This is a genomic window from Campylobacter concisus (assembly GCF_003048905.1).
Classification (GTDB): Bacteria; Campylobacterota; Campylobacteria; order Campylobacterales; family Campylobacteraceae; genus Campylobacter_A; species Campylobacter_A concisus_V.
Genome location: NZ_PIRO01000001.1, coordinates 210,240 through 234,953, shown reverse-complemented (window position 1 = coordinate 234,953; position 24,714 = coordinate 210,240). Strand labels below are relative to the sequence as shown.

Genomic DNA, 24,714 nt, shown 5'->3' with positions numbered 1-24,714 from the left:
TATTGTTAGCAAAATTTTAAATACTATAATCGCTATAACCACTAGTTAAATGAAGCAATTTGCAACTATTTTCTAGCAAAGCTATCTCTTTTGCAAGAAGCTGAGGGCTTCTACTGTATGCGTAAATGCCATATCCTTTAACGATAATAATATTTGTATTTTTTTCTAGCATATATCTATAAATTTCAGTTTCTGCACGTTCATACCAGTCATCATATTGTTTTGGATCATAAACAGAAATTTTATCAAATCTCATATACCCAAAATAATCTTTCGGTACTATTTTTTCATGTTTCATTGCGTAGGCAGTTGCGTATGGTGGCATCGCGTAGCAAACAAATCTCGCCTCATTTATATTTTTATAAATATTTAAGTGTATATCAGCATCAAGACTAGCTTCATTCCAACGATAGTCTTTTTTTGATGAAAGAAGTGTCAAATCATCATCTTTTAAATTATCAAAAATGGCATTTTGTTTATTGATTATAAATTGATTTTTTTCGACTCTTGCCGAAATCGAGCCGTGAAAGACGCCAAAAAAATTCTTTCTAAACATAGAAAGTGATATCGTTTTTATCTCATTTATTGAGTGTTCTAGCTCCATTTTTTCTCCTACGTTTAAGCGATTATATTTAAGCTATCTTAAAATTTATGTAAAATTTTGTGTAATGATAGCTTTTTAAGTAAAATTTCGATAAATTTTCCACACTATTTACTATAAAGAGGCAGTGTTGCAAAGTCCACATATCAGTGTTTTACTTGATGAAGTTCTATCTTTTTTTAAAAATTTAAATGGAAATTTTATAGATTGTACGCTTGGATATGCTGGGCATTCTAGCGCCATTTTGTCTCAAAATAAAAATTTAAATTTAATTGCCTGTGATAGAGATAACGAAGCTATAAATTTTTCACTAAAAAAACTTGAGCCATTTGTCAGTAGGGTTAAAATTTATAAAAGTAACTTCTCTGAATTGACTAGCAAGCTAAGTCAAGAAGAAATTTTAAATGTTAGAGGAATTTTGGCTGACATCGGCGTTAGCTCGCTTCAGATAGATAAAGATGATAGAGGCTTTAGTCTTGGCTCAAGTACGCTTGACATGCGCATGGACAAAGAGCGAAATTTTAGCGCATATGATGTTGTAAATGATTACTCTTTTGATGAGTTGGTTAGAATTTTTAGAGATTATGGCGAACTAAAAAATGCTGCCGGGATCGCAAACAAGATTATAAATGCTAGAAATTTAGGCAAGATAACGAGTGCAAAAGAGCTTGCAAATTTAATAGGTACAGCCCAGATAAAAGGGCGCGGAGTTAGCCCTGCTATACTTGCCTTTCAAGCCATCAGGATAGAGGTAAATGGTGAGCTAGATGAGCTAACAAATTTACTTGATAGTATAGAAAAATGTGGGTTTAAAGATTGTCTTGTGGCGATTATTACATTTCACTCGCTTGAAGATAGGATTGTAAAAGAGCGCTTTAAAAAATGGGCTAATAGCTGTATCTGCCTACCTGGTGTTTATAGATGTGAGTGCGGAAATAACCACGAATTAGGCGAAATTTTGACAAAAAAGCCACTAACAGCAAGCCAAAATGAGCTAAAGATAAACTCGCGAAGCAAGAGCGCAAAACTGCGGGTTTTTAAGATAAAGGGATAAAGATGCAAGAAAAAGAAGAGCTATTATCACTTCACGACGAGGAGCAAAAACGTGAGGTAAATTTAAGCTTTAAGACATTAGTGATGGTTTATTTAGCTGTTTTTATAGCTCTAGCTATATTTTTGCCAAAAATTTACATAGCGAATCAAATTTATTATATAAGTAGAGATATAGCGGACATTAGCGGTAAGCGAGATATGCTTTTAGAGGAAAATAGAGCTCTTAATATAAAGCTCGAAAATTTACGTTATAAAAATCAAATTTTAAATAATATGCAAGAGCGTCAATGGAAATAACTAAACATTTAAATTTTTATTTATTCTCATCTAAATTTTTGCGGTTCAATTATATTGGCAAATAATATAGCCATTTTGTATATAACTGTACAAAAATAAAATTAGCTCAATAAAAAAGCCTATTTTAACTTACTAATTACTTTCTTTTTGAGAGATTAGCTTTTCATATATATATTGTTCTAAATCTTTTTTTAATATGTCATTTTTTATAGCAGTATTATAAATTTCTTCGACCTTGCTTGAGTATTTTTCATAGCTGAAATATGGAAAATGCACACTCCAGGCTTTTTTGATAAGATCGTGACTTATCTCTCTTCTTGCCCAAACTTTAAACATATCAAAGCCAATGAAAACGGCCGAAGTAACGGCAGCAGTCGCTATTATCGATATGTGTGCATCAGTTTTTGCTAAAAAATGATGCGTGATGATTAACAATGGAAATAAAATGACAAAACAGATAAGTGCGTAAATCTGATAGAGCTTGATGTGGTTAAATCTAAAATTTAGCTTTGCTCCATCTATTAGCATACCTTCGTTAAAAAGGGCATTTGCTTCAAGTAGATCCCTGAATAAAACTGGCTGTTTTGAAACAAAAAAAACGTTTTTTATGATTCTATCTTTTAAAGTTTCTTGCATTTTTTATAGACTTTTTACCTTTGAAATTTTGGCTCATTATATCTAAGAATCTATAAATTCAAACAAAATTAGATACAATTTGCCCAAAATTTAAGGAGCTAAAAATGGTAGATCAAGCTTTACAAACCGTCTTTTTAAATGGAGAATTTTTGCAAAAAGACGAGGCAAAAGTTAGTGCTTTTGATAGAGGATTTATATTTGGCGATGGAATTTATGAGGTTGTACCTGTGATAAATTCAAAAATGGTTGATAAAGATGGGTTTTGGGCGAGATTTGAAAGAAGCTTAAATGAAATAGATATAAGTTTGCCCTACGAAAAGGAAAAATTTGAAGCGATTTTAAACGAGATAATCTCCAAAAACTCCTTAAAAGAAGGCGGAATTTACATGCAAGTAACAAGAGGCGTGGCGTTTAGAAATTTCTATTTTATGGAAAATTTAACACCAAGCGTCTTTATCTTTTGCTACGAGAGTGAAATTTTAAACAATCCTGCTGCAAAAACTGGCATAAAAGTGGTAAGCGTCGAGGACATCAGGTGGAAAAGACGCGACATTAAGTCGATCTCGCTTCTAGCTCAGTGCTACGCTAAAAATGAGGCTCATAAAAAGGGCGCGGACGAGGGCTTTATGGTCGAAAATGGCTTTGTCACGGAGGGCTGTAGCTCGAGCGCTTTTATCATCAAAGATAAAACCCTCATCACCAAGCCGCTTTCAAATGAAATCTTGCCAGGGATCCGCCGCATGAGGCTTTTAAGGATCGCTAAAGATATCGGACTAAAGATAGAAGAGCGTAAATTTAGCATGGACGAGGTTTATGGCGCTGATGAAGTCTTTATCTCGGCTGCTACGCTCATCCTTTTGCCAGTCATCTATGCTGACGGCAAGGCGATAAACGGCGCAAAAGTGGGCGAAATCTCAAGCAAACTTCGTGAAATTTATGCTAGCGAGCTTTTAAAAGAAGCCGGGCTTTGAGAGAAAAGGTTTTAATAAGCGCCTGCCTTGCTGGCATAAACTGCAAATTTAATGGCGAAAATAATCTCTTAGATAGAGCCATTTTAGATGAAATTTCAAAGAGATATCATTTGCTTTTTGTTTGTCCTGAAGTTTACGGTGGGCTTAGCACGCCAAGGGAACCGGCTGAGATGAAAAATGGTGCGGTTGTTTGTAAATTTTCAGGTAAAGATGTGAGTAAAAATTTCAAAAATGGAGCAGAAATTTGCCTAAAGATAGCCAAACTAAATGGCTGCAAAAAGGCTATTTTAAAATCAAAAAGCCCAAGTTGTGGAAGTGGACAAATTTATGACGGAAGTTTTAGTAAGAGGCTTATTTTAGGCGATGGCATCACAGCAAAACTACTAAAAGAAAATAAAATTTTAGTTTACAGCGAAGAAGAGATAGTAGGGTTTGATGTTTGATAGGCTAAAAGACAACATTATACTTGAGGTGATTTTTAAGTACATCATCTTGTTGCTACTTTTTATCTGTGTGATCGGTCTTTTTATGAGCGGCATTCTTTTCTTGAATGGGGAGATGAGTGAAAATTCTCTGAATTTACACATTTTCTTTGGCTTTAGTTTGGTTGTTTTGACGATTATTCATAGTTATGTTAAAAAGAAAAAGTTAAAGAAGCTAAGCCTTGAGTTTAAAAATATCTTAAATAACAAGCCAGTGCAGATGGACTGCAATACAACTAGGTTTTTAAATGCTTTAAATGATGTAAAAGTGGGCGAGCTTTCAAAGAAATTTGGCTCTGATATTGTAGAAATTTTAAGGTCAAATGACATAAAAGTAAAAAGCGTGAATGAGACTATGAAACAAATTTGTAAAAATAACGATGAAAAGATGTTTTATATTTTTGTTTTGATTGTAGAAGCTATTTTTAAGGATAAGGAAAAAAATTGAAAAAGGGTATATTTTTAGCATTTAGTGTTGCTTTATTTTTGGGATGTTCACAGACCCAGCCAAAGCCAAGTGTGCAAAATTCTTTACCAGATGAAAATGTATATAAGCCAAATGAACGCATTAGTTTGCTTGATTTTGAAATGAAGCAAGATGCCTCGTCGCTACCGCAAAATATGCAAAGTGCAAGCTTTGACCAAGAAGAAATTTTAAAAAGAAGGTTTAAGGTTTTTACATTAAGGGGTGTAAAATTTAATCCAAACGATGTCTTTTGGGCATTTAATATATATAAGCCAAGCGAAAAGAGAAAGTATTTTGGTTCAAATTTTAGACAGATACCTCAAAGCTGGTTTGACGCACAAAAGGATAATGCAAATTTTTCAGCTCTTTCAAGCATTTCTGCTTATGCTCTAACTTCGGCAAACACAGCTTTAAGAAATTTTCCAACCGATGAGCCGATATTTTTAAATCCGCAAACTCCAGGCGAGGGATATCCGTTTGATTATTTGCAAGAATCAACCCTAAGCATCGCTCATCCGCTCTTTGTATCGCACCTCTCAAAAGATAGGGCATGGGCGTTTGTGAGTGATGATGCGGTTTGGGGCTGGGTGAAGGTTGAAGATATCAAATTTATAAGCGATGAAGAGGCACTTGCCTATCAAAAATCAAGCTTTGTCACGATAAAAACCGACAAAATGCCAGTTTATGACAAGGGTGGAAACTTTTTATTTTACTCACGTGTCGGCGCGATACTGCCAGTTTTGGCGCAAGACGACAAAAACTACTACGGCAAAATTTATGTAAGAAATATGCTTAGGGAGTTTGTCCTCCCAAAGTCTTTTAGCGCCCTTTTTCCACTTAAATTTAATGACTCAAATTTAAAGACAATTCTTAGTTCGCTTCTTACTCAGCCTTATGGCTGGGGCGGGGTGGATAAGCTAAGAGACTGCTCGCTTTTTACAAAAGACTTGCTAGCAAGCTTTGGCGTGTGGCTGCCTAGAAACTCAAGGGCTCAAGCAAATATGGGAGAGAAGATCAATCTAAAAGGACTTAGTAACGCCGCTAAGACAAAAGAGATAAAAGAAAAAGGTGTGCCATATCTTACGCTTGTGCATCTGCCAGGGCATATCATGCTTTATGCTGGATACAAGGGCGATGATATATATGTAGTGCATGATGCTTGGGGACTAAAAACCGAAAATAACGGCAGAGCGTTAATCGGTGCTACGGCAGTAACTACGCTAAATATCGGACAAAACAGAAGCGATATACAAAACTCAAATTTACTCATTTCAAAGGTGGACTCTATAAATGTGATAAAGCCGGAAAATGTCATAAGCGATAAAGCTAGAAAAATTTCAGCTTTGCAAAGGGCTTATGGTGTTAAGGTTGAGGATAATTTGGTCAAATTAGGTGATGGAACAATATTTGTCTATGATGACTTTAAACAAAAAGATGATGAGTGTAGTATCGGTGCTGATATAGAGGATATGAATGCGCTTGATTACGCTGCATTTTCGCCGCTTAGCACCGCACTAAGTGATGCTGGCAGATGTAGAAATTATGAATTTTTAGGCAAAATTTATGGCTCAAGCGAGAGTGAGGTAAAAGCAAATTTAGTAAATGTCATCTGGCTAAAGGACTTTTTAAATTTGCCTTTGAAATTTAACTCTAAAAATGGAGCTGCAGCCGCTTTACAAGATGTAAGTAATGAGCTAAACGATATGGTAAAAAGTGATGCGAGCTTGCTTGAGTATTTAAAAAATCTAGGTGGAACATTTAAGTGGCGAGTGATCGCTGGCACAAACCGCTTGAGTCCGCACAGCTACGGTATTGCGATCGATATAAATGTGAAAAAGAGCCATTACTGGCAGTGGAGCAAGGGCTATGAGAATTTGATCCCTGAAAAGATCGTGCGAGTTTTCGAGAAACATAAATTTATCTGGGGCGGACGCTGGAAGCACTTTGATACGATGCACTTTGAGTATCGCCCAGAGATGTTTGAGTAAATGAAAGAGCAAATTTTAGAAATTTTATCTCGCTCAAACGTCTTTTTAACAGGCGGCGGCGGTGTTGGCAAGAGCTATTTAACCGCCTCCGTCATCAGACACTACAAAGAAAATTTTAAAAACGTCATAATCCTTGGCTCAACTGGTATAAGTGCCGTTAGCCTTGGAGGAGTTAGCTTGCATAGTTTTTTTAAATTTGGCTACTGTAAGGACTATGAGGAGCTAAGGCGCTTTGACTATCATCAAAAAGACAAACTAAGCAAGCTAAGAAATATGCTTGATGCATGTGATCTGCTTGTAATTGATGAAATTTCAATGGTGAGCTCAGATTTAATGGAGATGATAAGATACCGACTACTTACTTCCAAATTTAAAGGTAGGGTGCTTATAGTGGGTGATTTTTATCAGCTTCCACCAGTGCAAAGGGAACAAAACGAAAATAGGCTTTTTAATTTTTTATATGCTTTTAACTCCAGTGCGTGGGAGGATATGAAATTTACAAATGTTGAGTTACTAGTCTCGAAACGTACAAACGATCTTAAATTTTATGAGATTCTCTCTCGTCTTAGAGTAGGCGAGCTAGATGATGAAATAATGAGCTATATAGAGAGTTTAAGAGTGACCAAGATAGAGCCAGATGATGATACAAGTGTGCTTTTTGGCAGAAACGCCGAGGCTGAAATGCTAAATCAAAAAAGGCTTTCAGAACTTGACACGCCACTTGAAATTTCAAACTCAGATGTGAGCATTTTGGATGAAAATTTAGATAAAAAAGAGTTTGAAAAATGGGCAAATACACTAAATATCTCAAGAGATTTGGAGATGAAGATAGGCGCTAAGATCATCTTTACATCAAATAAATGGGGTGAGTACTATAACGGCGAGCAAGGCAAGATCATGCAAATCTTAAAAGAAAACGGCATCATCTCAAGCGTGATCGTGAAAAAAGATAGCGGCGAAATTTGCGAGATAGAAAAAGCCGCTTATATATTTAGTTCGTTAAATTTAAACGAAGATGAGATCGAAGAAAATGTACAGGCATCGCTCTATCAGTTTCCATTTAAGCTTGCTTATGCTCTAACTATCCACAAATCTCAAGGAATGAGCATAAACTCGCTCATTTGCAATATCAACCATATTTTTGCCAAAGGACAACTCTACGTCGCACTTTCTCGTGCAGTAAGTCCTAAAAATTTAAAACTTTTTTATGATAAAAAAAGTGATTTTAGGCAGCATTTAAGAAAAGTGGTTAAAATTGACGACGAAGTTAAGAAATTTTACCAAGAAAACGTATTTTTGCATATTAAGGAGAATTTATGAAAAAGCTATTTTTAAGCCTTGCTTTTTGTGTTTTTGCGTTTGCAGACGTGCTAAAAGTAAGAGATTTTCAAACAGATATCTACTCAAAAGCTGGACAAAATTTAACAAAAAAGATAAATATGAACCTTGAAGTTGTCGGACGTGATATTGAAGAAAATGAAGCGTATGTTCTTGATGCTTTAAACATAATAGTTGGTAGCTTTTACGTGGAGGATATTTTAACCTCAATGGGAAAAGAGAAATTTAAAGAGCTTTTCATAAAATACGCAGCCAAAAAGCACTCTCTTGATATCGATGATGTGCTTATCTTAAATATAAAAGTGATAAATAATCTTGAACTAAGCGAGATCATAAAAGCAATAAAAAGCCAAAATTTATGCTCTGATCCAAGTGTTAATGAAGAGATTGTAGCAAAACCAGAAAAGAAGAAAAAGGGCAATGAGATTATCATCTCTCCAGATCCAAATGACGTAGTTCAAAAGCCTATCGATCTAAATAATGTTCAAGAATTTGGAAAAGATTTTGGAGAGAAGTGAGTAAATTTGGCTAAAGCTAGCCAAATTTATTGATTTACAATGTCGTAACCTTGAGGAATGACAGGAGTTAGCGTCTCTTGTGGTATGAGCGCGTCTTTTACTGGGTTGCTTAGAGTTATTTTTATCTTATTTGAAAGTTTATCTTTATAGTCAATCGTCGTTGGAAGCGTGTTTTTAATAGTTATAAAGTATTCAACTCCGTCATATATCGCTTTGTAAAGTGTTGGTTGAATTTGCTCCGCATGAGCCAAAACTTGCGTCAAATTTGGCGTATCATCAAGCTTTGAAATGATGGCTTGCTCAAGCTCGTCCTCAATAACGATCACACGTTCTTTGTTAAAATAAATTCTCTTTGGCGTTGGACTTTCGTATATCCAAAGTGCAGTATTGTCGTTTTTTGCGTAAAATCTACCCTTATAATTTATACTTTTGCCCTCGCTAAAGACAGTTTGCGTAAAGTCGCTTTGCAGGCTTTTAAAATTTAAGCCAGCACCAAATGAGCAAACTGCGACGAGAGATGCAACTAGAAATTTTCTCATTTTTTATCCTTTTTTGGCGTATTCTAGCCCAGTTTAATTAAATAAATAGTTAAACTATGCTAATATCCAAAGTTTAAAAATTTAGGAAGGTAAAGTAATGATTTCATCGGTATTTAGAAAGATTTTTGGCACGAAAAACGATAGAGAAGTCAAAAAATATATAAAACGTGTGGCGCAGATAAATGCGCTAGAGCCTACTTATGAGAAGATGAGCGATGATGAGCTTAAGATCAAATTTAATGAGCTAAAAGCCCAAGTAGTAGAAGAAAAAGTCACTTTAGATGAAATTTTAAATGATGTTTTTGCGATCGTTAGAGAGGCTAGCAAAAGGGTGCTTAAGATGCGCCATTTTGACGTACAGCTAATAGGCGGCATGGTACTAAACGAGGGCAGGATCGCTGAGATGAAAACGGGCGAGGGTAAGACCTTGGTGGCAACTTTGCCAGTTATATTAAACGCGATGAGCGGCAAGGGTGTGCACGTAGTGACCGTAAACGACTACCTTGCAAAGCGTGATGCTACGCAAATGGGCGAGCTTTATAACTTTTTAGGCTTAAGCGTTGATGTAATACTAAGCGGCGGATACGACGACGAGGTAAGGCAAGCTGCCTATAACGCCGACATAACATACGGTACAAACTCAGAATTTGGCTTTGACTACCTTCGTGACAATATGAAATTTGAAGCTGGTCAAAAGGTGCAAAGAGGTCATAACTTCGTTATCGTGGATGAGGTCGATAGTATATTGATAGATGAGGCTAGAACACCACTTATAATCTCTGGTCCAACAAACCGCACGCTTGATGGCTACATAAGAGCCGATCAAGTCGCAAAACAGCTTACCAGAGGCACTCCAGCTGATCCAAATGTGCCAGGCTCAAAGCCAACAGGGGACTTTATAGTCGATGAAAAAAATAGAACGATAATGATCACAGAAGCTGGCATCAGCAAGGCTGAAAAATTATTTGGTGTTGAAAATTTATATAACCTTGAAAATGCCATACTAAGCCACCACTTAGATCAAGCTCTAAAAGCTCACAATCTTTTTGAAAAAGATGTTCATTATGTCGTAAAAGATGGCGAGGTAGTCATTGTTGATGAATTTACTGGACGTCTAAGCGAAGGCAGACGCTTTAGTGAGGGGCTTCACCAAGCGCTTGAGGCAAAAGAGGGCGTAAAAATCCAAGAAGAGAGCCAAACGCTAGCTGATACAACATACCAAAACTACTTTAGGATGTATAAAAAGCTTGCGGGTATGACTGGTACAGCTCAAACTGAGGCCACTGAGTTTTCTCAAATTTATAACCTTGAAGTTATCTCGATCCCTACAAACCTGCCAGTTAAAAGGATCGATCAAAACGATCTTATCTATAAAACTCAAAATGAAAAATTTAAAGCTGTCATCGATGAAGTCAAAAAGGCTCACGAAAAGGGTCAGCCAGTACTTGTAGGAACTGCAAGTATCGAGCGCAGTGAAGTGCTTCACGAGATGCTTAAAAAGGCTGGCATCCCACACTCTGTGCTAAATGCTAAAAACCACGAAAAAGAGGCCGAAATCATCGCTCAAGCTGGTGTAAAAGGTGCTGTGACTATCGCTACAAATATGGCAGGACGCGGTGTTGATATCAGGATCGATGATGAGGTTAGAAATTTAGGCGGTCTATATATCATAGGCACCGAAAGGCACGAGAGTAGAAGGATAGACAATCAGCTCCGTGGCCGTGCTGGACGTCAGGGTGATCCTGGTATGAGTAGATTTTATCTAAGTCTTGAAGATAATCTTTTAAGAATTTTTGGTAGCGACCGTATAAAAGCGATCATGGATAGGCTTGGTATCGACGAGGGCGAGAGTATCGAGAGTCGCATGGTAACAAGAGCTGTTGAAAATGCCCAAAAAAAAGTTGAGAGCTTGCACTTTGAGGCTAGAAAGCACTTGCTTGAGTATGACGACGTGGCAAATGAGCAAAGAAAAACTATCTACAAATACCGCGACGAGCTACTTGATAAAAACTACGATATGAGCGAAAAGATAGCTCAAAATAGAAAAGAGTACGCTGCAAATTTACTTGATACAGCTGAAATTTTCCATGGCGGCTTGAAAGATGACTTTGATATTAAAAATTTATGCTCTATCATCCTTGCAGATTGTGGCGAAGAGATAGACGAGAGCGAGTTAAAAGGCCTAGAGTATGATGAGCTAATAGAAAAGATTGCGCAAATTTTTGAAGTAAGATATAACGAAAAAATGAGCATTCTAAATGAAGATCAAAGAAAAGAGATAGAGAAAATTCTATACCTTCAAGTACTTGATAATGCGTGGAGAGAGCACCTTTATCAAATGGATATCCTAAAAACCGGTATCGGACTTAGAGGGTATAATCAAAAAGATCCGCTTGTTGAATACAAAAAAGAGAGCTATAACCTCTTTATGGAGCTAGTTAGCAGGCTAAAAAGTGAGAGTGTTAAGACGCTTCAGGTTGTAAGATTTAAGAGTCGTGAGGAGCAAGAAGAGCAAGCTAGAATGATGCTTGAAGCTAGTCAAAATGCTGAAAATGAAAATTTAAGCTACAACAACCAAGGCGAGGATGATAAATTTACGCCTGAAAAAAAGATACCAAGAAACGCTCCATGCCCTTGTGGAAGCGGTAAAAAATATAAAGATTGCCACGGAAAAAGTGGCCCTAAAAAAGGCATATTTGCTTAAAATTTCTACTTTTAAGGCGCCAAAAGCGCCTTAATCTTTTAAAGGCTATTTGATGACAAGCTTACCAAAGTACCTACTTTTTAAATATTTAAGATTTGATAAAACTCAGCCATTTATCACCCTAAGTGCCTTGCTTGCCTTTCTTGGTGTTAGCATCGGACTTATGGTTTTGATCGTTGCAATGGCGATTATGAATGGATTTGACAAAGAATTTGAGCGCAAACTTTTTACGATGAACTATCCAATAACCATTCAAAGTGCCTTTAAAGGCTCTATTGATGATGGCTTTGTTGATGAGCTAAAGGCTAGATTTAGCGACCTAAAATTTAGTCCATTTATAAGCACACAGGTCATTTACCGCTCGGCAAATGCACTTGAGGGCGGACTGGTTTATGGCGTAAATTTTAAAGATGAAAAACAGATAAACTCAGTCGTAAATGAAGCTTTAAAAGATAAAGAGCTAGATGGTTTTGAGATACTTGTGGGAAGTGGCATAACAAGTGAGTTTAGACTAAGAAACGATGAAAAACTAACGCTTATCTTTACAAAGGCTGATCCAGCTGGCTTTTCGCTAACGCCAAAGATGAAGCGCTTTGACATCGGTGGCTCATTTACATCTGGGCTAATCGCCTACGATAAGGCGTTTTCATACACTTCAGTTGATGCTTTGAGGAAAATTTTAGACTATCCAAAAGGCGTTTATGATGGAATTCATATCTTTTCAAGTAAGCCATTTGATGATATAAAAAGAGTGCGTGAAGGGCTTCCAGCTGGCACGGTAGCTATTGGCTGGTGGGAGCAAAATGGTAATTTTTTCTCAGCACTCGCACTTGAAAAAAGGGCACTTTTTATCGTTTTGATGCTAATTATCCTTGTGGCGTCGTTAAATATCATAAGCTCGCTGCTAATGACAGTGATGAACCGCAGGCAGGAGATCGCCTTGCTTCTTGCACTTGGGGCTAGTAAAAGTGAGATAAAAAGAAGCTTCTTTTATCAAGGGCTAGTAATCGGGGGCGGTGGCATTATATTTGGCTTGATACTTGGCTTTTTAGGACTATTTTTACTTGGAAATTTCAACATTATAGACTTGCCAGCTGATGTTTATGGCTCAAGCAAACTTCCACTAGAACTTTCTTTGATTGACTTTGTTCTTATAATAGTTGGGGCTATTTTTATCGTTGCTATCTCGTCTTATTACCCAGCTAAAAAAGCCACGGAAGTAAATGTGCTTCAAACTTTAAGAAATGAGTAGAGCCTAGATGCCTAGGCTTGCTCATCGCTTGTAAAAGTTATTTTTAAAAGATTATTTTAAAACTGGCATAAACTCGTAAAATTCTAGGATAAATTTATACTTTTACGCTCTTATATCATGATCGATTTTGCATTGAAGAGCCTCGTGTACGAGTGTTTTTGCCATGACGCGCTCTTCATTTATTAGGTGAAAATTTTTACCCAGCTCACCAAAAATATCTTTATTGCCCTCGCCATTTATTTTTATTATAGTTTGGGTATTTACGCCGTAGTCTTTTATCTTTTGCGCGATGAGTTCCACTCTTTGCTCATTATTAACAGTTATAATAACAGCAGCTGCATCGCTTAGGCAGGCATTTTCAAGTGTGTGACTTTGAAGAACGTTACCTAAAAATACATTTTCCCCACGGCTCCTACCAAGCTCAACTAGACTAATATCATTATCAAGCACAAGGTATAAAAGCTTTGTCTCTTTTAGTCTTAAAACGACCTCTTGCCCAAGCCTTTCATAGCCAAAGACTACGATGTGATTTTTTATTTTTTGCGGCTTTAGAGTTTCATTTGGTTCAACAACGATCTCACGTTCTATGAGGTCTGCTATCGCGTCTAGTTTTTTAAGTATAAAAGGCGTGGCAAACATCGACACAACTGAAGCTGCGATAAAAATTTGAGCAGTTTGTATATCAAGTAAATTTCTAGTAGTCATTAGTCCAAAAACAGCTAGTGCAAATTCGCCTATTTGACAAACACTAAGTGCAGTTTTTGCAGCAACTCTTCGCTTTAAATAGATGCTTAAGATAGCAAAAACAACAACTGCTTTTATCACCATGACACTAAATACTAGGCCAAGAACAAGCCAGATATTTGAGATGACGACAGCAAAATTTATCTGCATACCAACAGTTATAAAAAATAGTCCAAGAAGTAAATCTCTAAAAGGTATGAGATCAACTTCGATTTGGTGCTTATACTGTGTCTCAGCCATCATCATACCGGCCAAAAATGCACCCAAAGAGTATGAGAAGCCAAAGAAGTGAGCCAAAGTGCTAGAGCCAACGACCATAAATAAAATCGTAGCTATAAAAACTTCTTGCGAATTTGTTTGAATAACTTTATAAAATATCCAGTTGATGACATATTTACCAAGTAAAAATAGCACAACGATAAGAATAATCGCACTTGTAAATGTCTTTAGCAAAAGCTCATTTATTGAAGCATCTTGCGAGCTAAACATATCTATCATAAGCAAAATAGGAATGACGGCAATATCTTGAAATAGTAAAATTCCAAGTGCTTTTCTGCCGTAAATTTTGCTCACATCGCCACTATCGTTTAGCGTCTTTAGTACGATCGCAGTTGATGAGAGTGCAAGTGCAAGGCCTGCAATAAGTGCCGTTTCGTCTTTTAAGTGAAGGGCATAATAAAGCATAACGCCCATTATAAAGCCACTTAAACAAACCTGTAAGCCACCGTTTAAAAAAACCTCTTTTTTCATTCCCATTAAGTGTTTAAAGCTAAACTCAAGCCCAATGGTAAACATCAAAAATGCGATACCAAATTCCGCGATATGAGAAATTTCATCATTGCTTTTTAGGTTGAAAAATTCTGATATAAGCGTACCTGTTACGATGTAGCCGATGATGGTTGGTATCTGAAATTTTTTAAAAATGACGTTTAATGCGACTGAGATCGCTGCAACAAGCAAGAAACCTTCTAAAATTTGTTCCATATATTATTTTTTGCCTTCGTAAAATACAAGATCAAAGCTACTTTTTCTTTTTACAAGCGATCTTTTTGTGCTAGTTTGGTTGGTAGCTTCGTGCAATTTTTTATTTAGCTCATCAATAGTTGATTCTAAATCGTCAATTTTTTCTTTCAACTGAAGTATCACATCAACGCCGGCTAAATTTACACCTAGTTCGCGGGTTAAATTTAGTATAGTTTTTACGCGATCAACATCTTTTTGTGAGTAGAGCCTCATCTTGCCATCTGTTCTTGATGGCTCGATAAGTCCCTCTCTTTCATACTGTCTTAAAGTTTGTGGATGTATGCTTAAAACCTTTGCAACAACGCTTATTAAAAAAAGTGGTTCTTCATAATTTTGCATTTTTTACTCCGGTAATTTTTCTTTTAACTCTTTTACTAAGCCTTCATCAAGCTCACTAATATTTGGAAGTTTTACCCTGGCTTTTAAGTAAAGATCGCCATAAATTCCGCTCTTTCTGTTTTGCACGCCATACCCTTTTAAACGGATCTTTGTGCCTGTTTTTGAGTTCTCAGCGATCTTAATCGTGACATCTTTTTTGTAAGTATGTACATCGACTTTTCCGCCAAAAAGCATAGTTTTTAGTGGAATTTCTATATCTTTATAAAGGTCATCTCCGACTCTTTCATATTCGTCGCTTGGCTCAACGCTAATGGCAAGTATGAGGTCGCCTTTTTGACCACCAGCACTCTTGCCTTTGCCTTTTACACGAAGCTTCTCGCCGCCTTCTATGCCGCTTGGAATTTTTATCTTAATGCTTTCGCCATTAAAATTTATCTTATGTTCACCACCAGTTACAGCTACGTCAAATGGTATAGAAATTTTTGCATTTACGTCTAGATCAGCTCCACCAAAGTCAAATCCACCACTACTAAATCCGTCAAAGCCTCCAAAATTACTACCAAATCCGCTGCTAAATTTAGCTCCACCGCCGCCAAAGCCACCTGAGAAGATATTCTTTAAAATTTCATTTAGATCGCCCATATCGGCTGAACTACTAGCAAAGTCGTGGAAATTTTGACCGCCAAACATAGTATCGCCGTACTGGTCGTATTGAGCTCGTTTTTTATCGTCGCTTAAAATTTCATAAGCAGCATTTATCTCTTTAAATTTATCTTCTGCTCCAGGGTCTTTGTTGATATCTGGGTGATATTTTCTGGCAAGTTTTCTATAAGCTTTTTTTATCTCGTCACTTGAGGCACCCTTTGAAACCCCTAAAGTCTCATATAAGCTTTCACTCATATATTCTCCTTATATTTTTTTGATACGGATTATATCACAAAGCTTTAGTCTATGCAAGTCAAGTTTATTTTTGTTTAATAACAAGAAAAAGTGTTAAGATTTTATTTTTTCACTATATTTATAATTTGCAAAAATTTTTAGTTTAAAGGAAAAAAATGAAAAAGATTGTGCTAATTTCATTAGTAGCAGCTTCTTTTTTAGTGGGGGCTGATATTAAATTTAATGAAGCTAACTCTAATATCACGAGAGTCTCACCACTTAGCGATAAAAATAGCGTACTTTCTTATTATGACTCGATCGCTCAGGCAAAGCTTTCAGTTGTAAATATCTCAACTACAAAAACGGTAAATAATGCTGGCATTGAGCAGATGTTTAACGACCCTTTCTTCAATGAATTTTTTGGATTTAACTTTGCAAAACCAAAAGAAAAAGAAAAAACTACTTCACTTGGCTCTGGTGTTATCATCTCAAATGATGGATATATCGTTACAAATAACCACGTTATAGAAGATAGCGATCAAATAGTCGTAACTCTTGCAAATGGCGGCAAAGAGTATAAAGCCAAACTAATAGGAAGTGATCCAAAAACCGATCTAGCCGTCGTAAAGATAGAAGCAAACGGACTAAATGCGATCACTTTTGCAGACTCATCAAAGCTGCTTGATGCAGACGTCGTATTTGCAATAGGTAATCCATTTGGCGTTGGTGAAAGTATCACTCAAGGTATCATTTCAGGGCTAAATAAAGATAATATCGGGCTTAATCAATATGAAAATTTCATCCAAACAGATGCTTCGATAAACCCAGGAAATTCAGGTGGAGCTTTAGTTGATAGCAGGGGCTATTTGGTTGGAATAAACTCGGCCATACTTTCAAAAAGTGGTGGCAATAACGGCATTGGCTTTGCGATCCCATCAAATATGGTAAAAGATATCGCTAAAAAGCTGATAACTGACGGCAAGATCGAGCGTGGCTTTATCGGCGTTACGATTGCAAATTTAACTGATGAGCAAAAAGAGCTTTACACAAATAAAGAAGGTGCTTTAATAAGTGGCGTAGAGCAAGGCATGCCAGCAGATGAGGCTGGACTAAAAAGAGGCGATTTGGTTATATCAGCTAATGATAAAGCTATCAAAAATGCAAATGATCTTAAAAATTTCATTGGCTCACTAACTCCAAATAGCAGCGTTGATATAACTTACGAGCGATCAAATAAAATAATGAATGCAAAAATCAAGCTTGCAAACGCTGATCACAATTCAAAAGACATAGCAAAAAGCATTATCATCGAAGGACTTAGCGTTAGCAATCTAAGCGATGAGATAAGATATAAATACAAAATCAGTCCAGATACTCAAGGTGTGCTAGTAACTGATGTGAAATCAGGCTCAAAAGCTGAAGACTTTGGCTTTGAAAGAGGCGATGTGATCGTTCAAGTTGGCGAAGAGAGTATAAAAGATCTTCAAACATTTGCAAATACAATCAAAAATACAAAAGGTAAAAAGACACTAGTGTGGATAAATCGCGGTGGTATCATACAAGGCCTTGTTATAAAATAATCATCCAAGAGCTGAAATTTCAGCTCTTAACCCTTTTAAATTTTTAAAATCTTAATCTGCTATAATCCTTAAAAATAAATTTACAACAGGAAAGATCATGACTAGAATTTTAATGATAGAAGATGATATGGAGCTTGCTGAAATTTTAACTGAATATCTAGAAAACTACGATATTGAAGTAGTAACTGCTGAAGAGCCATATATCGGACTATCTACGCTAAATACAAGTAAATTTGACCTAGTGATACTAGATCTTACATTGCCTGGTATGGATGGATTAGAAGTTTGTAAAGAGATCAGGAAAAATCACAATATTCCTATTATCATATCAAGTGCAAGACATGATATAACGGATAAGGTAAATGCTCTTGATAACGGAGCGGATGATTATTTGCCAAAGCCATATGACCCACAAGAGCTTTTGGCTCGTATCAAAAGTCATCTAAGAAGGCAGAGTATCACCCCAGCAAATGAAGCGAGAAATTTAAATAAAGACCTGGTTCTAAAAGAATTTGAACATGAAATTTTATTTAAAGGAAACGTACTAAATTTAACTGCCGCAGAATACGATATCTTAAAATATCTACTTTTAAAAGAGGGCGGAGCGGTTACTAGAGAGGAGCTTATCTATAACTGCGAGAGCATAAACGAGGATAGCTCAAACAAAAGTATTGACGTCATCATCGGCAGAATTCGCCAAAAACTAAATGAAAATCCAAAAGAGCCAAAATACATACACGCTATCCGTGGTATCGGCTATAAATTGGTTCTTTGATGCCAAGATCGTCTATTTTTATAACCATAACTTTTATCTTTGCCCTTGCTCTCGTTTCGATATTTCTAGCTTTTTTATGGCTCATGGGCTTTGATAAGCAAAACTATACAAGAGAGCTAAATAACAAATACTCAAACGTTGCTAGGACAAATTTATTTTATATGGGTGGCATCATAAATAAAGCTCAGTATGACCGTCAGCTCTCAAACATCGATATGCCAGAGATCACAGCTAAAAACGAAAAAGAAGAAATTTTAAAAAATGCAGCCGTTTTAGAAGAAATTTCAAGCGATCTAGGTTCAAGTGCGATCTTGCTTTATGACAAGCATCATTACTTAAGGATTGAGCATTTAGACGAGCTAAAACTTTTAATGGATAAGGAATTTCAGCCTTATAGATACGAGGTGATAAAGGCTGTTTTTCTGGTGGTTGCGGTCATTTTGCTAGGTGCTTACATTTTTGTCATATATAAGATAAAACCACTTAGAAAGCTAAAGCGTCAGATTGTGAAATTTGCAAATGGCGAGCTTGATGGCGTACAAAATGTCGGCAATGGCAAGGATGAAATTTCTGAAGTTTCAGAGGCATTTTATGAGGCGGTTTGTCAGATCAAGGCGCTTAATGACTCAAGGCACCTTTTCTTAAGAAATATAATGCACGAGCTAAAAACTCCTATCACAAAAGGTCTAATAGCCGCTCAAATGATAGAAAAAAGTAAAAATCAAGAGAGGCTGATCTCTGTCTTTCACAAGCTTGAAAATTTGATAAACGAACTTGCAGCGATAGAGCAGATAACATCAAAAATAGGACTTAGTAATAAAACGCCATGTTTTATGAGGGATCTTATCGATGAGGCAATCGATATAGCCATGGTTGAAAAAGAGTGTGTTGGTATCAGTGAGCTTGATGAGGTTAGGGTGCTTGTTGATTTCAAGCTATTTTCAGTTGCTATAAAAAATATGATAGATAATGGTATAAAGTACTCAACTGATAAGCATGTAAATATCGTTGTTAGCAAGGATCATATGAAATTTATAACCCAAGGTGAGAAGCTAAAAAATGATCTTGACTTTTATATCCAGCCATTTATCAAAGGAGAGGATACGCAAAAGAGTTTTGGACTAGGCTTATATATAGTTAGCAATATACTTGATGCTCATGGACTCAAATTTAGATACGAATATAAAAACGGAATGAATGTCTTTGTTTTTGAAAATTTACAAGATATAATAGTGACTTAAATAAAACATAATAAACAAAAGAGGGCTAAAAATGGCAGCAAAAATTTTCTCACCAGTTGATATTTTATCAATAATAGATCTTGAAATAGCTTTTATAAATCGTTATAAAAATGTAAAAGATTATGCAAAAAATTTATCTTTGATATATTTTTCTTTGCCAAGCACTAAAGAGTATAGTGAACTATTTGAAAAATTTTTAAGACAAACTGACGTCGTTGTAAGAGAGAATGAACATTATGTGGTCGTGCTTCATGGAACAAATGAAAGAGGAGCTAGCGAACTATTATCAGGTATTCAGGAGTTTTTAAACGCTGAGCCAATTGATTTGATTGTAAGCTATCCAAAAGATGGAAGAAATGCTAAAGAGCTTACTACTAAACTTCAAGATGAGATAAAAGATAACTACGGTGTATTGCTTGAAATGCTTTCAAATCAAGAAAAATTTGAAGCTTTTGAAAGCATGATTTAATATAAAATTGTGGAGTTGGATTGGAGAATTTACTACTATTTTTTGCAGTTTTGCTTATAACTAGCATTCTTTTAAGTAAGATCTCTGATAAATTTGGAATTCCATCTTTAATAATATTTTTAGGTGTTGGTATGCTGGCTGGCTCAGACGGGCTGCTTGGCGTAAATTTTGATGACCAAGTAATCGCTCAAAATGTTGGCATGCTAGCACTCATATTTATACTTTATGCTGGTGGGCTAGATACTGATTTTGTATCGATTAAGCCGATTTTTGGTAGAGGTTTGGCTCTTGCTACACTTGGTGTTTTTTTAACCGCACTAGCTATCGCTCCAGTAGCAAAATATCTGCTTGATTTTACTTGGGCAGAGGCATTTTTGCTAGGTTCTATCATCTCTTCGACAGATGCGGCAGCAGTATTTGCCATACTAAGAGCTAAGAAAATTTCACTTAAAAATAGAATTGCACCATTGCTTGAGTTAGAATCTGGCTCAAACGATCCAATGGCGATATTTTTAACTATGACCATTATTCAAATGATCTCGCTAAATAGTACACCGACAGCATCTGAGTGGGCTATTACGCTTGTTAAGCAGTTTGGTATAGGTATTGCCATGGGCTATTTGTTTGGCGTAACTTTGCCAGCTATCTTTAATAGACTTCGCCTAAAAAGCTGGGGCCTTTATCCAGTTTTTTCTATTGCTTGGATATTGCTTTTATACACACTTTGCTTTAAGGTTGGCGGCAACGGTTACCTGGCTGTTTATATAGCTGGAATTTTTATAAATAAAAAAGAGTTTTCTCACAAGAAAAATTTGGTCGGTTTTCATGACGGTATCGCTTGGACGATGCAGATAGTTGTCTTTTTGACGCTTGGTCTTTTGGTAAATCCTTCCGAGCTTCCAGCAACGGCACTAATGGCGCTTGTTTTGGCCTTATGGCTTATGTTTTTTGCAAGGCCACTTGGTGTTTTTGCATCGCTTGCATTTTCAAAATTTAAGATAAATGAGCAAATTTTTATCTCTTGGGTTGGGCTAAGAGGCGTTGTGCCAGTTGTGCTAGCTACCTATGTTTATGTCGATGGCGTACGTGATGCGGATATGATTTTTAACATTATATTTTTTATGGTTTTGATTTCTATTTTGATACAAGGTATGTCACTTGGCTTTGCAGCTGATAAATTTAAAGTCAAAGAGAGCGAGCAAGAGGATGTTAAGGCAGTAGAAAACTCTCCTATCTTAAGCTACACACTTCGTCAGCATACCATTCACTATGGTTCAAAACTAATTGGCAAAGATTTGGCTCAGCTTGAGCTTCCAACTGAGTTTTTAATCATCCTAATAAAGCGTAAAAACGAGTATCAAAAGCCGACTGGCTCAACAATCTTTGAAGAAAATGACCTGTTACTGATACAATGCGAAAATCAAGTGCTTTATCAAGATACGATTAAGTATTTGACTTATTAAAAATTTTTGATAAAAATTGCCACATTTTATTTCTCTTTGTAAATTTTAAAACTTTACTCACTCGCCTTAGCAGACTACTAAATTTAGGCTACACTTCGTTTAGCACTAAATTTAGAGCCGTGATATGCTCGCTTGTAAATTTTTAAAATTTAGTTGGCTTTAGACAAAACATATACGGTGTGGCCCATTTTAAGTATATGAGAAAATTTACATTGATTTATTATTTTGATCAAAAGCGTACAGAAGGTTTAAAAGTTGAGTTAAATTTCTAGCCCAAAATGAGCTAGAAATTTGATTATTCTAAGGCTTGGGCTAGATCGGCTATTAGATCCTCAGCATTTTCAAGGCCTATGCTAACTCTTATTAGCTCTTTTGTGATGCCAGCTTTTATAAGCTCTTCGCTGCTTAGTTGCTGGTGAGTTGTCGAGGCTGGATGCGTGATGAGTGACTTTGTATCGCCGATATTTACCACGATCTTAAAGAGTTTTACGCGCTCTAGCATCTTTTTTGCGCGCTCAAAGCTATCAGTCTCAAAGCAAAATAGTCCATTTGCCATACCGTCTTTAAAGTATTTTTGTGCCTTTGCGTGATCTACGTTGTCGGCAAGCCCTGGGTATGCCACACTTTTTATATGTTTGTGAGAGTTTAGAAATTTAGCCACTTTTAGGGCGTTTTGCGAGTGTCTCTCAACCCTAACAGCAAGCGTTTCAAGTCCTTGTATGAGCTGCCAAGAGTTAAACGGAGATATCACAGCGCCGATGTCGCGCACGATGGCAAGCCTCATTCTTAGCGTGTAGATGTCAAAACGATCCGTCATATCAGCATATACGATGTCGTGATAGCTCGCGTCTGGGACGTTAAAGTGCTCATATCTCTTGTTGCCTTTTAGCTTTTCGTTTAGGTGATTTGCGCTTACAACAACACCTGCTAGGCTAAGACCCTGACCGCTCATATATTTGCTAGCACTATGCACACAAACATCGACACCGTGGCGAAGTGGCTGAAAGATGATAGGCGTTGGCACGGTGTTATCGGTGATGCTGATGATGCCATATTTGTTTGCGATTTCTACGATTTTTTCTATATTTGGGATAGAAATTTGCGGATTTGAGAGCGTTTCAAAAAATATAGCCCTCGTTTTATCATCTATCAAGTCCTCCAGATCATCAGCCGTGTCGCTGTCAAAGACTCTGGCCTCTATGCCAAATCTCTTTAGCGTGTGCGTAAAAAGCACCGTCGTGCCGCCATAAATTTTTTTGGCAATGATAATGTTATCGCCTGCTTTGGCTAAATTTATGATGCTGTAAAACAAAGCTGACTGACCGCTTGCAGTCGCTATCGCAGCGGCTCCGCCCTCAAGTGCAGCGACTCTTTTTTCAAAGATATCTGTCGTTGGGTTGCTAAGTCTTGTGTAGATGTAGCCGTTATCTTTTAGATCAAACCTAGCAGCTGCTGTCTCGGCACTTCCGAAGTCATAAGCTGTGCTTTGAAAAATAGGCACAGCCATCGTGCCAAAGCCCTCGTTTGTATCGTAGCCTACGTGGATCGCAGCGGTTTCTTGCCTCATTTTTGCTCCTTGTTTAAGTAATTTTGGCGTAAATTATACATTAGCAAAGCCAAAATTTAGGGGATAAAATCAAATTTTGATATAATTTGCCAAAAAAAAGGAAAAATTTGAACCAAGTCACGGACAAATTTAAACGTGTAAAGTATCTTCGCGCGCTAGAAAAATTTGCAAAATCAGCGATAAACGGGCTAAAAAGAGATGACTTTGACGAGACTGAATTTCGCCAAAGAGTAGAGAAAAACGCGAAAGTCATCGAAAAAGTAGAGGCCGTTTATCTTGATCAGCCATACTCAAAGGCGCTAGAAAATTTTATAAATTTGCTTATCAAAAATGCCCCAAAAGAGGAGCTTTTAAAGGCGGCAAATCTGCTTGATAAGCTCAAAAATCAAAAGACATATAAAAAAGAAAAGCATAAAAATAAATTTAAGGATGAGGATTGAAAGTAGTTATTTTCGATATGGACGGTACGGTGATAGATAGTGGCGAGGCGATATATAAAACGGTAAATGAAGTAAGAGATGAGCTAAATTTGCCGCCACTTGAAAAAGAATTTATCATAAAAGCGATCAATGAACCAGGTAGAAATTTGCCCCTTGAGTTTTACGGCATCGACACGCCAAGTAGGAGCTTAAAAGAGGGATTTGAGGAGAAATTTAAGAAATTTTACGATGAGTGCGCGACTACCTATGATGGCGTAAAAGAGCTTTTGCAAAAGTGCAGAGATGCTCACTACAAAGTCGTTTTGGCAAGCAATGCACCACACGATACGCTAGAGAAAATTTTAAAGAAAAATGAAATTTATGAGCTATTTGACGAGGTTATCGGCGCTAGCAAAGAGATACCGCAAAAGCCAGATCCTGCGATGCTTCACCTAGCTGTTAGTAAAACTGGAGCTAATAAGGCGATCTTTGTTGGAGATAGCCTAAAAGACGAGCTAGCTGCCAAAAATGCAAATATACCTTTCTTGCAAGTTAGCTGGGGATTTGGCGAGGAGAGTAAAACTGCAACTTATAACGCTAAAAATGTCAGCGAGGCGTGGGAGATAATATTAAATTTTTAACTTAGTTTTAATTGGCTATAATCTTAAGAAATTTTCAAAGAAACAGCGATGATAGATATATTTGAGGGCAGTGCGAGGGATAAATTTTATGACATTTTGTTTAACGCAAATGCCGTTTTAGTTAAAAACGAGATAGATAAAATTTTTGAAAAATTTGTGGCTATGAGTGAGCTTTGTGAAAAGCATGGCGTTAGTGAAGATGAGATCAGAAATTTTATAGCCTCAGAGCAAGATAAAATTTATAACGGAGTAAATGACCTATATATCGAGCTTAGTGGAGAAATTTTAAGCCAAAATGAGTAAGATTTTTGCACTCATTGCTTTGCTAACCGCTCTTGTTTTTGCAAAAGAGCCAAATTTTGACCCAAGCTCAGTGCATACATTTGAGCTTAAAAAAGATGAGTGGGCAAGAGTTTTTATAACTGAGAAGCGAACTCAAAGGGTTGAGACGTTTGACTTTCGTTGGACGCTATTTGATAGCACAAATATCACCGTGCAAAGCTTTTTTAGGCGCTATCCAAGGCAGATGGTCTTTTCGCTAAGGCAAGGACAAAATACCTACATCCAGCGAGTTTTGCCTGATTTTACGATGCCGCCAAATGAGAGCGTGAGCCTTTATATATCATTTATTGATTTTAAGGATAAAAAGGCGCATTTTAGGGTGGCTTTGCTAGATGAAAGCAAGCGTGTGGATGTGGGTTTTAGAGATCCTGACGAAGCTAAATAAAA

General features: G+C 36.7%; 25 protein-coding genes and 2 pseudogenes. 20 read left to right on the top strand and 7 right to left on the bottom strand.

From position 1 onward, the window contains the following. Positions 1–16: 16 nt before the first annotated feature. Complete coding sequence (locus CVS95_RS01160; RefSeq protein ID WP_084108231.1) at positions 17–604, bottom strand: class II aldolase and adducin N-terminal domain-containing protein; 588 nt, start codon at positions 602–604, stop codon at positions 17–19. Between the two features lie 127 nt (positions 605–731). On the opposite strand from CVS95_RS01160, the gene rsmH reads away from it, so the two are divergent. Both rsmH and CVS95_RS01150 read left to right on the top strand, forming a co-directional pair. After that, a complete protein-coding gene (gene rsmH / locus CVS95_RS01155) occupies positions 732–1,655 on the top strand; it encodes a 16S rRNA (cytosine(1402)-N(4))-methyltransferase RsmH (RefSeq protein ID WP_107695282.1) in 924 nt (307 codons plus the stop codon). A 2-nt stretch (positions 1,656–1,657) separates the two neighbouring features. Next, the gene (locus tag CVS95_RS01150) at positions 1,658–1,951 is read left to right on the top strand and encodes a hypothetical protein (protein ID WP_107695281.1); all 294 of its coding nucleotides are present in this window, start codon (positions 1,658–1,660) and stop codon (positions 1,949–1,951) included. 132 nt (positions 1,952–2,083) lie between these two features. Here CVS95_RS01150 and CVS95_RS01145 read toward each other — a convergent pair whose 3' ends face one another. Further along, positions 2,084–2,587, bottom strand: a complete 504-nt coding sequence (locus CVS95_RS01145) for a hypothetical protein (RefSeq protein ID WP_107695280.1) — start codon at positions 2,585–2,587, stop codon at positions 2,084–2,086. Between the two features lie 104 nt (positions 2,588–2,691). Here CVS95_RS01145 and CVS95_RS01140 point away from each other — a divergent pair, with 104 nt between their 5' ends. The 6 genes from CVS95_RS01140 to CVS95_RS01115 are packed head-to-tail and all read left to right on the top strand — an operon-like array spanning position 2,692 to position 8,350. After that, positions 2,692–3,558 (top strand): D-amino acid aminotransferase, encoded by an 867-nt coding sequence (locus tag CVS95_RS01140; protein ID WP_107695279.1) that lies wholly within the window; start codon positions 2,692–2,694, stop codon positions 3,556–3,558. Beyond that, the gene (locus CVS95_RS01135; RefSeq protein ID WP_107695278.1) at positions 3,555–4,001 is read left to right on the top strand and encodes a DUF523 domain-containing protein; all 447 of its coding nucleotides are present in this window, start codon (positions 3,555–3,557) and stop codon (positions 3,999–4,001) included. Before CVS95_RS01140 ends, CVS95_RS01135 begins: the two co-directional genes overlap by 4 nt. After that, complete coding sequence (locus CVS95_RS01130; protein WP_107695277.1) at positions 3,994–4,488, top strand: chemotaxis protein; 495 nt, start codon at positions 3,994–3,996, stop codon at positions 4,486–4,488. The genes CVS95_RS01135 and CVS95_RS01130 overlap by 8 nt, the downstream gene beginning before the upstream one ends. After that, positions 4,485–6,494: an SH3 domain-containing protein gene (locus CVS95_RS01125; RefSeq protein WP_107695276.1), complete on the top strand. Its 2,010-nt coding sequence runs from the start codon at positions 4,485–4,487 to the stop codon at positions 6,492–6,494. Before CVS95_RS01130 ends, CVS95_RS01125 begins: the two co-directional genes overlap by 4 nt. Next, entirely contained in the window at positions 6,495–7,814 is a 1,320-nt protein-coding gene (locus tag CVS95_RS01120) for an ATP-dependent DNA helicase (protein WP_107695275.1), read from the top strand. It abuts the gene before it with no gap. Further along, positions 7,811–8,350, top strand: coding sequence for a hypothetical protein (locus CVS95_RS01115; protein ID WP_107695274.1), 540 nt, complete (start codon positions 7,811–7,813; stop codon positions 8,348–8,350). The genes CVS95_RS01120 and CVS95_RS01115 overlap by 4 nt, the downstream gene beginning before the upstream one ends. A gap of 26 nt (positions 8,351–8,376) precedes the next feature. Here CVS95_RS01115 and lolA read toward each other — a convergent pair whose 3' ends face one another. After that, on the bottom strand, positions 8,377–8,889 hold the full coding sequence (gene lolA / locus CVS95_RS01110; RefSeq protein ID WP_084041469.1) for a LolA-like outer membrane lipoprotein chaperone: 513 nt from the start codon (positions 8,887–8,889) through the stop codon (positions 8,377–8,379). A 97-nt stretch (positions 8,890–8,986) separates the two neighbouring features. On the opposite strand from lolA, the pseudogene secA reads away from it, so the two are divergent. From secA to CVS95_RS01100, 3 genes and pseudogenes are all read left to right on the top strand, one after another. Beyond that, positions 8,987–11,383: pseudogene (gene secA, locus CVS95_RS01105) on the top strand (preprotein translocase subunit SecA); the annotation flags it as partial. Between the two features lie 108 nt (positions 11,384–11,491). Next, positions 11,492–11,593: pseudogene (locus CVS95_RS09935) on the top strand (SEC-C metal-binding domain-containing protein); the annotation flags it as partial. 52 nt (positions 11,594–11,645) lie between these two features. Further along, positions 11,646–12,845, top strand: coding sequence for an ABC transporter permease (locus CVS95_RS01100; RefSeq protein ID WP_107695272.1), 1,200 nt, complete (start codon positions 11,646–11,648; stop codon positions 12,843–12,845). Between the two features lie 102 nt (positions 12,846–12,947). Here CVS95_RS01100 and CVS95_RS01095 read toward each other — a convergent pair whose 3' ends face one another. The 3 genes from CVS95_RS01095 to CVS95_RS01085 are packed head-to-tail and all read right to left on the bottom strand — an operon-like array spanning position 12,948 to position 15,851. Beyond that, positions 12,948–14,573 carry a cation:proton antiporter gene (locus CVS95_RS01095; protein ID WP_107695271.1) on the bottom strand — a complete coding sequence of 542 codons (1,626 nt, stop codon included), beginning with the start codon at positions 14,571–14,573 and terminating at the stop codon, positions 12,948–12,950. Between the two features lie 3 nt (positions 14,574–14,576). Continuing rightward, on the bottom strand, positions 14,577–14,951 hold the full coding sequence (locus tag CVS95_RS01090) for a heat shock protein transcriptional repressor HspR (RefSeq protein ID WP_107695270.1): 375 nt from the start codon (positions 14,949–14,951) through the stop codon (positions 14,577–14,579). A 3-nt stretch (positions 14,952–14,954) separates the two neighbouring features. Continuing rightward, positions 14,955–15,851, bottom strand: coding sequence for a DnaJ C-terminal domain-containing protein (locus CVS95_RS01085; RefSeq protein WP_072594939.1), 897 nt, complete (start codon positions 15,849–15,851; stop codon positions 14,955–14,957). A 155-nt stretch (positions 15,852–16,006) separates the two neighbouring features. On the opposite strand from CVS95_RS01085, the gene CVS95_RS01080 reads away from it, so the two are divergent. The 5 genes from CVS95_RS01080 (at position 16,007) to CVS95_RS01060 (ending at position 21,358) form a co-directional block, all read left to right on the top strand. Continuing rightward, a complete protein-coding gene (locus tag CVS95_RS01080; protein ID WP_085657485.1) occupies positions 16,007–17,410 on the top strand; it encodes a Do family serine endopeptidase in 1,404 nt (467 codons plus the stop codon). A 97-nt stretch (positions 17,411–17,507) separates the two neighbouring features. Then, on the top strand, positions 17,508–18,185 hold the full coding sequence (locus CVS95_RS01075; RefSeq protein ID WP_103619089.1) for a response regulator transcription factor: 678 nt from the start codon (positions 17,508–17,510) through the stop codon (positions 18,183–18,185). Next, a complete protein-coding gene (locus CVS95_RS01070) occupies positions 18,185–19,426 on the top strand; it encodes an ArsS family sensor histidine kinase (protein WP_107695269.1) in 1,242 nt (413 codons plus the stop codon). The genes CVS95_RS01075 and CVS95_RS01070 overlap by 1 nt, the downstream gene beginning before the upstream one ends. 31 nt (positions 19,427–19,457) lie before the next feature. Further along, positions 19,458–19,895 carry a hypothetical protein gene (locus tag CVS95_RS01065; protein WP_021090991.1) on the top strand — a complete coding sequence of 146 codons (438 nt, stop codon included), beginning with the start codon at positions 19,458–19,460 and terminating at the stop codon, positions 19,893–19,895. A gap of 20 nt (positions 19,896–19,915) precedes the next feature. After that, positions 19,916–21,358, top strand: a complete 1,443-nt coding sequence (locus CVS95_RS01060) for a potassium/proton antiporter (protein WP_107695268.1) — start codon at positions 19,916–19,918, stop codon at positions 21,356–21,358. A gap of 295 nt (positions 21,359–21,653) precedes the next feature. Here CVS95_RS01060 and CVS95_RS01055 read toward each other — a convergent pair whose 3' ends face one another. Continuing rightward, complete coding sequence (locus CVS95_RS01055; RefSeq protein WP_107695267.1) at positions 21,654–22,925, bottom strand: O-acetylhomoserine aminocarboxypropyltransferase/cysteine synthase family protein; 1,272 nt, start codon at positions 22,923–22,925, stop codon at positions 21,654–21,656. Between the two features lie 107 nt (positions 22,926–23,032). Here CVS95_RS01055 and CVS95_RS01050 point away from each other — a divergent pair, with 107 nt between their 5' ends. The 4 genes from CVS95_RS01050 to CVS95_RS01035 are packed head-to-tail and all read left to right on the top strand — an operon-like array spanning position 23,033 to position 24,712. Further along, a complete protein-coding gene (locus CVS95_RS01050) occupies positions 23,033–23,365 on the top strand; it encodes a hypothetical protein (RefSeq protein ID WP_002940272.1) in 333 nt (110 codons plus the stop codon). Continuing rightward, positions 23,362–23,985, top strand: coding sequence for an HAD family hydrolase (locus tag CVS95_RS01045; RefSeq protein ID WP_107695266.1), 624 nt, complete (start codon positions 23,362–23,364; stop codon positions 23,983–23,985). Before CVS95_RS01050 ends, CVS95_RS01045 begins: the two co-directional genes overlap by 4 nt. A gap of 48 nt (positions 23,986–24,033) precedes the next feature. Beyond that, the gene (locus CVS95_RS01040; RefSeq protein WP_087579959.1) at positions 24,034–24,288 is read left to right on the top strand and encodes a DUF2018 family protein; all 255 of its coding nucleotides are present in this window, start codon (positions 24,034–24,036) and stop codon (positions 24,286–24,288) included. Next, positions 24,281–24,712 carry a hypothetical protein gene (locus tag CVS95_RS01035; RefSeq protein ID WP_107695265.1) on the top strand — a complete coding sequence of 144 codons (432 nt, stop codon included), beginning with the start codon at positions 24,281–24,283 and terminating at the stop codon, positions 24,710–24,712. Before CVS95_RS01040 ends, CVS95_RS01035 begins: the two co-directional genes overlap by 8 nt. The last annotated feature ends 2 nt before the right edge of the window (positions 24,713–24,714 follow it).

Coding starts and splice junctions, on each gene's coding strand:
- CVS95_RS01160 (WP_084108231.1), bottom strand. CDS start 604: ATGGAGCTAGAACACTCAATAAATGAGATAAAAACGATATCACTTTCT.
- CVS95_RS01150 (WP_107695281.1), top strand. CDS start 1,658: ATGCAAGAAAAAGAAGAGCTATTATCACTTCACGACGAGGAGCAAAAA.
- CVS95_RS01145 (WP_107695280.1), bottom strand. CDS start 2,587: ATGCAAGAAACTTTAAAAGATAGAATCATAAAAAACGTTTTTTTTGTT.
- CVS95_RS01140 (WP_107695279.1), top strand. CDS start 2,692: ATGGTAGATCAAGCTTTACAAACCGTCTTTTTAAATGGAGAATTTTTG.
- CVS95_RS01130 (WP_107695277.1), top strand. CDS start 3,994: ATGTTTGATAGGCTAAAAGACAACATTATACTTGAGGTGATTTTTAAG.
- CVS95_RS01120 (WP_107695275.1), top strand. CDS start 6,495: ATGAAAGAGCAAATTTTAGAAATTTTATCTCGCTCAAACGTCTTTTTA.
- CVS95_RS01115 (WP_107695274.1), top strand. CDS start 7,811: ATGAAAAAGCTATTTTTAAGCCTTGCTTTTTGTGTTTTTGCGTTTGCA.
- lolA (WP_084041469.1), bottom strand. CDS start 8,889: ATGAGAAAATTTCTAGTTGCATCTCTCGTCGCAGTTTGCTCATTTGGT.
- CVS95_RS01100 (WP_107695272.1), top strand. CDS start 11,646: ATGACAAGCTTACCAAAGTACCTACTTTTTAAATATTTAAGATTTGAT.
- CVS95_RS01095 (WP_107695271.1), bottom strand. CDS start 14,573: ATGGAACAAATTTTAGAAGGTTTCTTGCTTGTTGCAGCGATCTCAGTC.
- CVS95_RS01090 (WP_107695270.1), bottom strand. CDS start 14,951: ATGCAAAATTATGAAGAACCACTTTTTTTAATAAGCGTTGTTGCAAAG.
- CVS95_RS01085 (WP_072594939.1), bottom strand. CDS start 15,851: ATGAGTGAAAGCTTATATGAGACTTTAGGGGTTTCAAAGGGTGCCTCA.
- CVS95_RS01080 (WP_085657485.1), top strand. CDS start 16,007: ATGAAAAAGATTGTGCTAATTTCATTAGTAGCAGCTTCTTTTTTAGTG.
- CVS95_RS01075 (WP_103619089.1), top strand. CDS start 17,508: ATGACTAGAATTTTAATGATAGAAGATGATATGGAGCTTGCTGAAATT.
- CVS95_RS01070 (WP_107695269.1), top strand. CDS start 18,185: ATGCCAAGATCGTCTATTTTTATAACCATAACTTTTATCTTTGCCCTT.
- CVS95_RS01065 (WP_021090991.1), top strand. CDS start 19,458: ATGGCAGCAAAAATTTTCTCACCAGTTGATATTTTATCAATAATAGAT.
- CVS95_RS01055 (WP_107695267.1), bottom strand. CDS start 22,925: ATGAGGCAAGAAACCGCTGCGATCCACGTAGGCTACGATACAAACGAG.
- CVS95_RS01040 (WP_087579959.1), top strand. CDS start 24,034: ATGATAGATATATTTGAGGGCAGTGCGAGGGATAAATTTTATGACATT.
- CVS95_RS01035 (WP_107695265.1), top strand. CDS start 24,281: ATGAGTAAGATTTTTGCACTCATTGCTTTGCTAACCGCTCTTGTTTTT.